At 52.2% G+C, this 13,043-nt stretch carries 11 protein-coding genes; 4 read left to right on the top strand and 7 right to left on the bottom strand.

Features of this window, described 5'->3' with window-relative positions:
* The first annotated feature begins 139 nt into the window (after window positions 1-139).
* On the top strand, window positions 140-1,060 hold the full coding sequence (locus USF70_RS19660) for an alpha/beta hydrolase (RefSeq protein ID WP_033146962.1): 921 nt from the start codon (window positions 140-142) through the stop codon (window positions 1,058-1,060).
* 8 nt (window positions 1,061-1,068) lie between these two features.
* Here USF70_RS19660 and fabY read toward each other — a convergent pair whose 3' ends face one another.
* The 6 genes from fabY to USF70_RS19630 form a co-directional block, all read right to left on the bottom strand.
* On the bottom strand, window positions 1,069-2,010 hold the full coding sequence (gene fabY / locus USF70_RS19655) for a fatty acid biosynthesis protein FabY (RefSeq protein ID WP_033146963.1): 942 nt from the start codon (window positions 2,008-2,010) through the stop codon (window positions 1,069-1,071).
* A 44-nt stretch (window positions 2,011-2,054) separates the two neighbouring features.
* The gene (gene dtd, locus USF70_RS19650) at window positions 2,055-2,492 is read right to left on the bottom strand and encodes a D-aminoacyl-tRNA deacylase (protein WP_033146964.1); all 438 of its coding nucleotides are present in this window, start codon (window positions 2,490-2,492) and stop codon (window positions 2,055-2,057) included.
* The gene (locus USF70_RS19645) at window positions 2,489-3,370 is read right to left on the bottom strand and encodes a virulence factor BrkB family protein (protein WP_033146965.1); all 882 of its coding nucleotides are present in this window, start codon (window positions 3,368-3,370) and stop codon (window positions 2,489-2,491) included. The genes dtd and USF70_RS19645 overlap by 4 nt, the downstream gene beginning before the upstream one ends.
* A complete protein-coding gene (yihX, locus tag USF70_RS19640; protein WP_143347721.1) occupies window positions 3,364-3,963 on the bottom strand; it encodes a glucose-1-phosphatase in 600 nt (199 codons plus the stop codon). The genes USF70_RS19645 and yihX overlap by 7 nt, the downstream gene beginning before the upstream one ends.
* Window positions 3,964-4,051: 88 nt before the next feature.
* On the bottom strand, window positions 4,052-4,522 hold the full coding sequence (locus USF70_RS19635; RefSeq protein WP_033146967.1) for a hypothetical protein: 471 nt from the start codon (window positions 4,520-4,522) through the stop codon (window positions 4,052-4,054).
* On the bottom strand, window positions 4,519-5,262 hold the full coding sequence (locus tag USF70_RS19630) for a winged helix-turn-helix domain-containing protein (protein ID WP_167819601.1): 744 nt from the start codon (window positions 5,260-5,262) through the stop codon (window positions 4,519-4,521). Before USF70_RS19630 ends, USF70_RS19635 begins: the two co-directional genes overlap by 4 nt.
* 545 nt (window positions 5,263-5,807) lie before the next feature.
* On the opposite strand from USF70_RS19630, the gene USF70_RS19625 reads away from it, so the two are divergent.
* Together USF70_RS19625 and USF70_RS19620 are read left to right on the top strand one after the other, a co-directional pair.
* Window positions 5,808-6,425 (top strand): transcriptional regulator, encoded by a 618-nt coding sequence (locus USF70_RS19625; protein ID WP_033146969.1) that lies wholly within the window; start codon window positions 5,808-5,810, stop codon window positions 6,423-6,425.
* Window positions 6,426-6,496: 71 nt separating this feature from the next.
* Entirely contained in the window at window positions 6,497-9,343 is a 2,847-nt protein-coding gene (locus USF70_RS19620) for an autotransporter outer membrane beta-barrel domain-containing protein (protein ID WP_320735936.1), read from the top strand.
* An 82-nt stretch (window positions 9,344-9,425) separates the two neighbouring features.
* On the opposite strand, the gene typA is transcribed toward USF70_RS19620, so the two are convergent.
* Complete coding sequence (typA, locus tag USF70_RS19615; RefSeq protein WP_023333895.1) at window positions 9,426-11,249, bottom strand: ribosome-dependent GTPase TypA; 1,824 nt, start codon at window positions 11,247-11,249, stop codon at window positions 9,426-9,428.
* A 378-nt stretch (window positions 11,250-11,627) separates the two neighbouring features.
* Here typA and glnA point away from each other — a divergent pair, with 378 nt between their 5' ends.
* Window positions 11,628-13,037 (top strand): glutamate--ammonia ligase, encoded by a 1,410-nt coding sequence (glnA, locus tag USF70_RS19610; protein WP_023309763.1) that lies wholly within the window; start codon window positions 11,628-11,630, stop codon window positions 13,035-13,037.
* Window positions 13,038-13,043 lie beyond the last annotated feature (6 nt).

Genomic DNA, 13,043 nt, shown 5'->3' with positions numbered 1-13,043 from the left:
GGGTTAAAGCCCGTAGCTATAGTTTTCCTGCTATTTGCGAAGCGCTTTCCAGATTTATAGTCCTCGACAATTTTCTTATTTTCTTTTGAATCAAACCAGGTTATAAAACTGTATATCCATACAGTTAAAGGGAGTTTTCATGGCACTGGAACAGGGTATTGCGCAGCTGGTTAAGGGATTTATCGCTGCAGGCCGGCCTTCGTCACATCGACAGACCATTGAGGTACGACGAGCAGGGTACATTGCCAGCACGGGGCTTGCCGGGAAGACAGAAACGCGCGTTCAGGTAGAGACGCTAGTGCTTGAGGGCCTTACCATTCGGGTATTTTCACCTCTTAATGCCCCTGAAATATTGCCTGCTGCCATCTACTATCACGGCGGATGCTTTATCAGCGGCGGCTTTGATACCCATGACAACCAACTCCGTCAGTTAGCCTGCTACGGCAATTGCCGGGTGATCGCGGTTCAGTACAGGTTGGCGCCGGAGCATACCTTCCCCGCCGCACATGACGATGCTGAAAGAGGTGCAGATCTGGTCTGGCAATATGCGGACAAATTAGGCGTGGATAAGAACCGGCTCACCCTCTGTGGAGACAGCGCGGGAGGGCATCTGGCGCTGGTGACGTCATTGCGGCTCAACACTAGAGGACAATGGAAACCCGTACAGCTCATTCTTATCTATCCTATGCTCGACGCCACCGCCAGTTTTGAAAGCTATGCCCTCAATGGCACGGATTATATTATCACCCGCGATACCCTGCTCAGCGGGTATGAAATGTATCTTGCAGAGACTGACCGCCAGCATCCGGAAGCCAGCCCGCTGTGGCGCGATGATTTTTACGGGCTTCCGCCAGTGCACATCATTACCGCAGAGTACGATCCGCTTTGCGATGAGGGAGAAATGTTGTATCAGCATCTGACTGAGCAGGGTGTGAAGTGTACCGCTCAGCGCTGGCTGGGCGTCATCCATGGCTTCTTTCAGCTTGGCGGCGTCAGCCAGTCAGCGCGAGACGTTATGCGGGATATCGCCGGGCGGATTAACCACGCCCGAGGAGAGTGAACGGAAGATTACTCCTCCTCGTTCCCACCCTCTTCATACGCGCCGAAGGGCTTCGCTGGAAGAACAATGTAGGTGCCTTCAAACACCGCACCCGGTGTTTTATCGCCAAACAGTTCAACCTGCATTTGTACGCGGGCTTTGCGGCCGCGCGCCAGGCGGTCCAGATCGCCGCCCAGTGACCCCAGATCGGCCACGGCGCTCGGCTTGCCGCTTATCGGTGCGCTATAGCGAATGTGAGCATCAGCAAGAATGATGGTGCCGCCCAGATGGCGCTCGCGAAGCATCAGCCAGATGAGCCCCCAGCCGGTGAGCGTCGCGAGGGAAAACAGACTTCCGGCAAACAGAGTGTGGTGCGGGTTTTGATTGCCGGTTTCCGGCATGGTGGTAATAAATTTTTGTCCGGTGTACTGCTGAATGCGCACACCCATTTTTTCGCTGAGCGGAATGTACTGATACCAGGCCTGCTGCAGCTGTCCACACCAGTCGGCGCGATGAAGAATATCATCCAGCGTGGCGATGGGTTTGATCATCAAAAAATGACGAATCGGCGTGGTTTGAGGGGTCGTGATTTCCCCCTGATTCACAAAGCCGAGCTTGGCGAAAAAATCTACGGCATCTTCGCGGGCGCTACAGGTGACGCGCTTAACGCCTTCCTGACGGGCGACGGACTCAAGGGTCATCGCCATTAGCGTTCCCAGACCTTTGTCCTGAACGGAGGGATGAACCGCCATAAAGCGAATCGACGCTTCGTTATCGGCGTTGATATACAAGCGCCCGACGGCGACGAGGTTACCCTCTTCGTCCATCACCATCTGATGGTGGGCCATCGCATCCCAGGCGTCGCGTTCCGAGCCTTTTGGCTGATGCAGTGGCTTGCGCAGCATTTCCCAGCGGAACTGGTAATAAGCGTCTAACTCTTCTTCCGTTTGCGGTACTCGAAGGTGATACATAGCTGTACTCTCTCTTGTTACCCGCGGCCACGCCGCCAGTTGGCTCATACCTGGAGCCAGAATGTGACGGGGCCATCGTTCACCAGCGAAACCTGCATATCTGCAGCGAATCGTCCGGTTTGCGTATTCATTTCCTGCTGGCGACAACGCTCAACAAAGTACTCGTAAAGTGTTTCTGCACGATCCGGCGCGGCGCCTTTGGAGAAGCTCGGACGCATGCCGCGTTCGGTATCCGCAGCCAGCGTAAACTGGGAAACCACCAGCACGCTGCCGCCCGCCTGCTGGACGTTCAGGTTCATCTTGCCTTCCGCATCGCTGAAAATACGGTAGCCCAGCACGCGCTCACACAAGCGGTTGGCTTTTTGTTCGTCGTCATCCTTTTCGACACCTAACAACACCAAAAGTCCTGGGCCAATTTCACCCGTCACCTCTCCCTCCACGGTGACGCTGGCACGGGTTACGCGCTGTATCAATGCAATCATGGTTGGTCTGCTTCTAATTGTTTTTCAGCTTCTGCTGCTTTTTTAAGTTCGCGGTACACACCGAGAGTGACAGTTATTTCGGCACCAAGCAAGACGATACACCAGGTCCAGTAGACCCAGACAAACAAAATGGGGATCACCGCCAGCACGCCGTAAATCAGCTGATAGGACGGAAACATGGTGATGTAGAGGGCAAATCCTTTTTTACCGAGCTCAAAAAGCAACGCCGCCACCAGCGCGCCCACAACCGCATCGCGGTTAGGTACGCGCGTGGTCGGCACGACGCTATAGAGCAGCCAGAAAGAAAGCCACGACAGGATCAGCGGAAAGATGCGAAGCGCATTATCAATTACGCCGTTTAAATCACTCGCCCAGCGCAAGGAGAGAAGATACGAACTGATCGCCAGGCTCGCCCCGGCCAGCAGCGGCCCCAGCGTAAGAATCATCCAGTACACGGCAAAGGAATAGACCTTTGGCCGCGCTTTTTTACTCCGCCAGATAGTGTTCAGCGCATTATCAATGGCGTACATCAACAGCAGCGCGGTAACGATAAGACCGCACGCCCCCACTGCCGTCATCTTGCTGGAATTGGCAACAAACTGCTCAATGTAGTTCTGGATGACATCCCCGGTTGCAGGAATGAAATTCGCGAAGACAAAATGACGAAGCTGCAGGCTGACGTCCGCAAACATCGGAAAGGCGGAAAACAGGGCAAAGATGACCGCCACCAGCGGCACTAATGAGAGCAACGACACGTAGGCGAGGTTACCCGCCAGCGTGGTCATGTTGTCCTCATCAATACGGTGCCAGAGCAGTTTCAGCCAGGCCCTCAGCGGGCGAGTATGATGCGTGGCTTTTTGATGAACGGTTTTTAGCATAGCTGCTTCGCAAAGTAGTTTGGTATCGTCTCTTTTCCGGTCACCAGAATTGACGTTATACCCAACTGGTTAGCTCCCTCTATATTATCGGCGTTGTCGTCAAAAAAGACCGCATCGGCCGCGGTGAATCCTTCCGACTGGAGAACAGCCTGATAAATGCGTGCTTCAGGTTTACGCATGCCCATCTCCTGCGAGAGATAGATCTTATCGGCCGCCGCCTTAACTTCAGGGTATTCCTCAGGCCAGAACGTGGTGTGCAGACGGTTGGTATTTGACAGCACAACGACCCGATGGCCCTGCTCGCGGAGCTTATGCATGATGTCGATCACTTCAGGCCGGATGGCGACAAATACTGCCTGCCAGCCGTGAGAAAACTGCTCGTAGCTTAACGGTAGGTCCATCTCCTGGCAGAAACGTTCAGCGAATTCTTCATCGTCGATCTCGCCGCGTTCATGCTGATGGAAGGTCTCGCCCATCGCGAAATTCTGCTTCAGTGTCGCCAGCGGAACGCGGCTAAAGTCGCTCCATGCACCCAGCACGCGATTAAAATCGATATCGACGATTACGTTTCCTAAATCAAAGATATAAAGCATGGTTATCTCCTGCTCGCCGTGGAGAGGTAACTGTAGCGGGAATAAAGAGATTTGACTATGCGTGCTGTCTAAGGTGTGCGATCGATTTCTACGGCGCGCTTTTACGACAGTAAAGTGAAGGGACGTTTGACGCGGCAAAAAGCCAGGCCCCCCGATACTCATCGATCATCAGGCTCAGCTCTCTTCCCGGCGTGCGATAAAAACCCGGCAGCGTGGCGTTGATATCAGCCTCATCCGCATTATCGGCGAAGGTTTTAACAATACGATCGTTATTTAATACGCGCGCGTTCTGATGATAGCTGTAGTGAAAATAGATGGTCCGGTTAACCTCAGAAACCGTCTGACCAAATAATTTACCGTTAATGACGGTGGATCCCTCCCGATGCTGCATCCGCCAGGAGACCGTACCCACAAATCGGTTTTTACCAATCGTCCATTCCACATCCCCCGTACAGCGTATCGGCGAACTCGAGAAATGCGAATACGCTAACCAGCCGCTGGTGATAGCGGCCCCCAGAAACGCCGCCAGAAAAATAATACGGTTCCGGAATGTCTTCATTGCTCATGCGCCCAAAAATAATGCGTGGTACATAATGCTGCCGCATCCCGTCGCGCATCGTTATTACAGACAAACGCCGCGATTCGCTCCGTTTTACTATAGCCGATCAGAAAAACGTATCGTTTTTCGGCGCACAGACCGGGATGATTTTTTAACAGGCGCAAGTAATGATCCTGAACAGGTTCATTAGGTGCATAAAAAAGCTGGCAGGCGTTGTTCGTACTGCCCGTTGAAAGTGGCAAGTAGTAGCTAAACGGCATGTTCTGGTGATGCTTATATAATATCACCCCATTCATAAGCGCGATCAGCAAAAACACTGCGGTGGTTATTATCAACCAGACCGGCATCTGCATCGCGGTATCATCAGCTATTTCCGCCTCGTTATTAACCATCACGGGCTGAGCGGTTGGGGTAAATAGTTCAACCTGGGTGGCTTCGGAAAGCGTAAGTCCGCGGCGAGAAATCGTTTTTACCGTATCGCGCGGCAACCCCACCTCAGCAAGCGCATTGCGTAATGTCAAAATGGCCTGGTAAAAGGTATTCGGTGTTGTGACGTCATTGCGCTCCCCCCATCCCACCACCATTAACTTATTTTGCGAAATTATTTTTCCAGGATGGGTGATGAGATAAAGAAAACAGAGATTGGCAGGAAGCTGCAATTGTATCGTTCGCCCGGTAATATGATTTACCAGGGTTTTGTTTTCTGGGTCATACTCGACCAACTTGTTAATGAGATACAATTTTCCTTTCCTCAGAAATAACAATACATAACTCTATACACCAAAAACATATACGTATATTTAACAACAGTATAGGTCAGATGGATTAGGACGCGATACCGCCCCATCTAAGATTAAAAACAACATATTATTTTTCAATTAGTTACAAGGCACTTTTCTTAGGTTTACCTCATCTAAAACGATATAATGAGATTTCATTACACTTCGCCAGCCCAAATAATTATATTGAGCCGCAACCAGAGAAAAGACTGACGTTGCGGCAGACTGAGGAAACGAATCTTTAGCTATTAGTGCTATTTCGTGTACCTCCTTCCTGGATTTTTTTTGCCGAATAATCTTAAAGGAGTGACAAATATTCCTGGAGCATTTCTGCCAGGTGATATTTTTTCGCTATGACGACGGACTGACTGAATAGATAAGCCCAGGAATTTATTTCCCTGATACTCTTTTTCATAAACAAGACAGGATAACTGGATATGTTTCAAGATTGACACATTTGAACGGCAATGAAATATTGACAATGAAAAAAGACAGGAGTGGACTGGATGATAACATCGTCGAAAACAGTTGCCCGCTGTATAAGCTGTGAATTGTCCTGTCAGTTATTTCCAGATAACGCAGTACGATCACAATATTGTGGTAATGCCTCGTTCGCAGTTTGGCCGGTTGGGAATCATTTCCTGCAGATTGCAGTTGTAAATAAAATATTACGCAGGAACAAGAATCACCTGTCACGAGGGTTTATTTTTGTAGACTTTTCGATGTACAACCTGCGCGTACTGGCCGATCCGCAATGGATTGAACGCCTGGCGATAACTAACATGAACATCGTTATAATCTCGGACCGTAAACTAGAGGCATTGGCTAATTACTTACTCACTCACCACAGTGAAATAAAGGGAGTTATTTATTCAGACGATAATGACGTTATATTGCAGGATAAAATCAACCACCTTTTCTCCGGAAGACGGGTAAATAGCAGACGTGGAAGTAAGTTGAATGCTGTCGAATTTACTTTGCTTAACAGGTTTTTATCAGGAGCATGCCTCCAGGAGATTATAAAAACAGACAGCATTGATGTTAAAAAAATTTATGTTCATAAAATACGACTTGAGAGGAAGTTAGGTACCAGCATTCATAAAATTCTCGTTTCTATTTTGTAATTTCAACCTCTTAGCATACCCACGATTAATCGCGTGGAGGATGTTCTACGCCTGAAAGAAAGGGGGCAGTCATGCCATATTTAATGAAACACTCACCTGTCGCAGTTGCGATTTCACTGGCGTTATCGTCAGCGTTATTTACCGCGCATGCAGCGGTAATAGATTTTGCTAATTTACCTGCCTCCGGAGCAGTAACGGATTTGCCTGCAGAAATACAGGCGCTAATTCCTGCAACGGCAAACGCGAACTTTAGCAAAAATACCAGCGATCCTAACTATGTCTACCAGTACAGCCCGGGTAATATCCCAATCTACGGAGATGGGATCACCCTCGAAGGACCGGGGGCGGAAGCCTTTGAGCATTCAGTCACCGTTATTCAGAACTCCACGTCCGGCAGCCCGGGGGTAATATTTGGTGACGATCTGACTATTCGCACCCAGTCAAAAGTGGCTGCCAATAATGGTAAAGACGTCGACGGCATTCGTACCCATGGTATGAACACGCCGGACAACCCGGTGTTTATTATTACCGGAGACCGCACCCACATTTACGTTAATGGCCAAAGCGGTGACGGCATCAATGCCGGGTACAGCTCCTTCAGCCAGGGCTCTCTTGGCTCCGCCAATATTTATGTGGGTGACGATCTCTATATCGAAACCACCGGCAGTACCGGTCGCGGCATTAGCGCCTATGCATTGAATGATGCTTCAAAAGCCAAAAATAACATTATCGTCGGCGATCGTGCACATATTGTGACGCGTGGTACCTACGCAGAGGGGATTCGTACCAACCAGAGCGGCTCTTATGTTCGTCTGGGGAGTGAGGCCACCATCGAAACGTACGGCACATCGGCCTACGGCCTGTATGCAGGCTCTGCATCCAAAATTGAGCTGGGAAAAAACGCGACGATTACCACCGACGCGGCCAGCGCCTCCGGGGTGTATTCTACCGGCTCGTCAACCATCACCCTTGATGAAGGCGCGACCATCACCACCAACGGTGCCAGCGCGCATGGCGTCTATGCGTACACAGGCGCGGTGAATCTTGGTGATAACGTCACCATTGCGGTCAACAGCAGCGAGAAAACCAGCAGCTCCGCGCAAGCGCCGCACGGGATGTATGCCTGGTCACGCGGCGTGATAACGCTCGGGGGTGGCGCAACCATTACCACCGCAGGCCAGCGCGACAGCGGTAGCTACGCCCTGAACGCCAGCAACGGTGGCGTGATTGATGCCTCCGCGGGCGGAAAATTCACCCTCAACGGTGACATCCTCTCCGCTGGCGGCGTCGCGGCCACCAGCACTGCCGCAGCGCAAAACAGCGCGATCGCGCTCACCATGCAGGACAACTCTCTCTGGAACGGGGCGTCTTACATTGAGAGCAACGCCAACGGTACCGGGACTATCGCGCTTACGATGAATGATGCCGTGTGGAATATGCGCGACAGCTCCACGCTGACCAGCCTGACGCTGAATGCGGGCGGTACGATTAATTTCCAGCATGCTGAGGATGCGGCGTGGCAAACCCTGACCATCAGTGACGATTTTATCGGCAACGGCGGCAAGCTGGTTTTCAATACCGTGCTGTTTGACGACACATCGGAAACGGACAAACTGATCGTTGAAGGCAACACCTCCGGTCATACCGGGGTGGAAGTGAACAACATTGGCGGTACTGGCGCACAAACCATTGAAGGGATAGAAATCGTCAGCGTTGGCGGCAACTCTGACGGGACGTTTGAGAAGGCCAGCCGTATCGTGGCGGGGGGTTATGACTATAACGTTGTGCAAAAAGGTAAAAACTGGTTTCTGACCAGCCTGGTTGAGCCCGTTGACCCGCCGGTCGACCCGGTAGACCCACCTGTTGACCCTGTGGACCCGCCCGTCGACCCGGTGATTCCGCCGCAGGAACCGGTCCCCCCTGCTGCACCACCGAAAAGCGAGCATCAGTATCGCCCTGAATTTGGTAGCTATCAGGCGAACAGCTATGCGGCAAATACGCTGTTTATGACCCGCCTGCACGACCGTCTGGGTGAAACGCAGTACACCGACCTGCTCACCGGCGAGCAAAAAGTAACGAGCCTGTGGATGCGTAACGTCGGCGGCCATACGCGTTTCAGAGACGGCAGCGGCCAGTTAAAAACGACCGCCAACCGCTACGTGCTGCAGCTGGGTGGTGATGTCGCCCAGTGGAGCACCGACGGCCTGGATCGCTGGCATCTTGGCCTGATGGCGGGCTACGGCAACAGCCAGAGCCGGAGTGCTTCCAGCCTGACCGGATACCACTCGCGTGGCGAAGTGAATGGCTATAGCGTCGGTCTGTACGGTACCTGGTACGCAAACGACGCGGATAAAAGTGGAACCTACGTTGATAGCTGGATGCTGTATAACTGGTTCGACAATAAGGTGATGGGGCAGGATCAGGCGACTGAGCGTTATCACTCCAGCGGCGTAACCGCCTCTGTAGAAGCTGGCTATAGCATTAAGGTGGGCGAAAGCGGCCGCAACAGCTACTGGATCCAGCCGAAAGCGCAGGCCGTTTGGATGGACGTGCAGGCTGACGACCATCGCGAACGCAACGGCACGCGGGTGAAAGACGAGACTCAGGGGAATCTGATGACACGTCTCGGCGTGAAGGCCTATATCAGCGGACATAACGCGATTGACGACGGTAAATCCCGTACCTTCCAGCCGTTTATCGAGGCGAACTGGATCCACAATACCCAGACCACGCGCATCCGCATGGATGACGTCAGCAATGAAATGCGCGGTGCTCGCAATATCAGCGAGTTAAAGACGGGCGTAGAGGGGCAGATTACGCAGCAGCTTAGCGTATGGGGCAATGTGGCTCAGCAGATAGGCGACAAAGGCTACAGCGATACCCAGGGGATGCTGGGGGTGAAATACAGCTTCAAATAACAATAAAAAAGCCGCTGAGAGATCAGCGGCTTTTTAGTTGCCGGGTGGCGCTCACGCTTACCCGGCCTACGGATTGACCGTATTACTCTTCTTTCGCACCGCGCATAGCACGTTTACGATCGTTCTCGGTCAGGTGACGTTTACGGATACGAATTGACTGTGGAGTCACTTCTACCAGTTCGTCATCATCGATGAATTCCAGAGCCTGCTCCAGAGTCATCTTGATCGGTGGAACCAGAACCGTTGCTTCGTCAGTACCGGACGCACGCATGTTGGTCAGTTTCTTACCGGTCAGGCAGTTTACGGTCAGGTCGTTAGAACGACTGTGAATACCGATGATCTGGCCTTCGTAAACTTCAGCACCGTGACCCAGGAACAGCTTACCGCGATCCTGCAGACCGAACAGCGCAAACGCAACCGCTTTACCCTGACCGTTGGAGATCAGCACGCCGTTATTACGCTGGCCCACTTCGCCCGGACGCACGTCGTCGTAGTGGCTGAAGGTGGAGTACAGCAGACCGGTACCGGAAGTCATGGTCATGAACTCTGAACGGAAGCCGATCAGACCACGGCTTGGGATCACGTAGTCGAGACGTACGCGGCCTTTGCCATCTGGATTCATGTTTTTCAGGTCGCCTTTACGCTCACCCAGAGCCTGCATCACAGAACCCTGGTGCTGCTCTTCAACGTCCAGCGTTACGTTTTCGAACGGCTCTTGTTTACGGCCGTCGATTTCGCGGAAGATTACTTTCGGACGGGAAACCGCCATTTCGAAACCTTCACGACGCATGTTTTCGATCAGTACAGACAGGTGCAGCTCACCACGACCAGAAACGCGGAATGCATCGGCATCCTGGGTTTCTTCAACGCGCAGCGCAACGTTGTGCACCAGCTCTTTGTTCAGGCGGTCAAGGATCTGACGAGAGGTAACGAATTTACCTTCTTTACCACAGAACGGAGAGGTGTTGACGTTGAAGAACATGGATACGGTTGGTTCATCAACGGACAGGGCTGGCAGCGCTTCGACGTTCTGCGGATCGCAGATGGTGTCGGAGATGTTCAGTTCACCCAGACCGGTGATAGCGATGATGTCGCCCGCTTCCGCAACGTCACTCTCGATACGCTCAAGACCCAGGTGAGTCAGTACTTTACCGACTTTACCGTTACGGGTTTTGCCTTCGCTATCGATGATAGTAACCTGCTGGTTAGGCTTCACTTTACCGCGCTTGATACGACCAATGCCGATTACGCCAACGTAGTTGTTGTAGTCGAGCTGAGAGATCTGCATCTGCAGGGTGCCGTCGAGATCGACGTTTGGTGCAGGAACACGGTCAACAATCGCCTGATACAGCGGGGTCATGTCTTCAGCCATGTCTTCGTGGTCCAGACCTGCGATACCGTTCAGCGCAGAGGCGTAAACGATAGGGAAGTCCAGCTGCTCGTCGGTCGCGTCGAGGTTAACGAACAGGTCGAAGACCTGGTCAACAACCCAGTCAGGACGCGCGCCAGGGCGGTCAACTTTGTTGATAACAACGATTGGCTTCAGACCATGGGCAAAAGCTTTTTTGGTCACGAAGCGCGTCTGTGGCATTGGGCCATCCATTGCGTCAACGACTAGCAGAACGGAGTCTACCATGGACATTACACGTTCAACTTCACCACCGAAGTCGGCGTGCCCTGGGGTATCAACGATGTTGATACGGTAGTCATTCCATTTAATCGCGGTGTTTTTCGCGAGGATGGTAATCCCACGCTCTTTCTCCAAATCGTTGGAGTCCATCACGCGTTCTTGGGTTTCGGCACGCGCATCAAACGTACCGGATTGCTGCAGCAGCTTGTCGACCAGGGTAGTTTTACCATGGTCAACGTGCGCGATGATGGCGATGTTACGCAAATTTTCGATCACAACTTTGCCTCAGGCATTTAGAAATAGCGCGTTATTGTACACGGATTAATCGCACTACAAAACAGGATCACAAACATCCCCCGCAAACAAGTATTGCAGAGATGCTTTGTGATCGCTTTCACGGAGCGGTAAAAGGGCACTTTAACGTAAATTGCACCAATATGGTGCTCAATGTTCACATTGAAGCACTATACTGGTGCAACAAATCCATTGTGGTGCAGCCCTTTTGCACTATGGTGCGCATGATAACGCCTTTTTGGGGTGATTTAAAAGTTGGCACAGATTTCGCTTTATAAAAAATACATGGCACCAGCCAGTACAAACAGAAATTGAAGACCTCGTTACCACGACGACAATGACCAATCTGGAGAGTTAAGTATGTCCGCTGAACACGTTTTGACGATGCTGAACGAACATGAAGTGAAGTTTGTTGATCTGCGCTTCACCGATACCAAAGGTAAAGAACAGCACGTCACAATCCCTGCTCATCAGGTGAACGCCGAATTCTTTGAAGAAGGCAAAATGTTTGACGGCTCCTCCATTGGTGGCTGGAAAGGCATTAACGAATCCGACATGGTTCTGATGCCAGACGCGACCACTGCGGTCATTGATCCTTTCTTCGAAGAACCAACCCTGATCATCCGTTGCGACATCCTCGAGCCAGGCACGCTGCAGGGCTACGACCGCGACCCACGTTCTATCGCGAAACGCGCTGAAGAGTACCTGCGTTCTACCGGCATCGCAGACACCGTTCTGTTCGGGCCAGAGCCAGAATTCTTCCTGTTCGATGACATCCGCTTCGGTGCCTCTATTTCTGGCTCCCACGTGGCTATCGACGACATCGAAGGTGCATGGAACTCCTCCACTAAATACGAAGGCGGTAACAAAGGTCACCGTCCTGGTGTGAAAGGCGGTTACTTCCCGGTTCCTCCGGTCGACTCTGCACAGGACATCCGTTCCACCATGTGTCTGGTGATGGAAGAGATGGGCCTGGTTGTTGAAGCTCACCACCACGAAGTGGCGACTGCTGGTCAGAACGAAGTGGCAACCCGCTTCAACACCATGACCAAAAAAGCGGACGAAATTCAGATCTACAAATACGTTGTGCACAACGTTGCGCACCGTTTCGGTAAAACCGCGACCTTCATGCCAAAACCAATGTTTGGCGATAACGGTTCCGGTATGCACTGCCACATGTCTCTGTCCAAGAACGGTACCAACCTGTTCTCTGGCGACAAATATGCCGGTCTGTCCGAGCAGGCGCTGTATTACATCGGTGGTGTTATCAAACACGCTAAAGCGATCAACGCCCTGGCGAACCCAACCACGAACTCCTACAAGCGTCTGGTCCCGGGCTACGAAGCGCCAGTGATGCTGGCCTACTCTGCACGTAACCGTTCTGCTTCTATCCGTATTCCGGTGGTGGCTTCTCCTAAAGCACGTCGTATCGAAGTTCGCTTCCCGGACCCAGCGGCTAACCCATACCTGTGCTTCGCAGCACTGCTGATGGCCGGTCTGGACGGTATCAAGAACAAGATCCACCCGGGCGAAGCGATGGACAAAAACCTGTACGACCTGCCGCCAGAAGAAGCGAAAGAGATCCCACAGGTTGCTGGCTCTCTGGAAGAAGCCCTGCAGGCGCTGGACGCAGACCGCGAGTTCCTGACTGCAGGTGGCGTATTCACTGACGACGCTATCGATGCTTACATCGCCCTGCGTATGGAAGAGAACGACCGCGTGCGTATGACGCCACACCCGGTAGAGTTCGAGCTGTACTACAGCGTTTAATTAAAG

The organism is Enterobacter sp. 237C8, from assembly GCF_034106865.1.
GTDB classification, from domain to species: domain Bacteria; phylum Pseudomonadota; class Gammaproteobacteria; order Enterobacterales; family Enterobacteriaceae; genus Enterobacter; species Enterobacter asburiae_B.
This window is presented reverse-complemented; position numbering and strand designations above follow the sequence as displayed.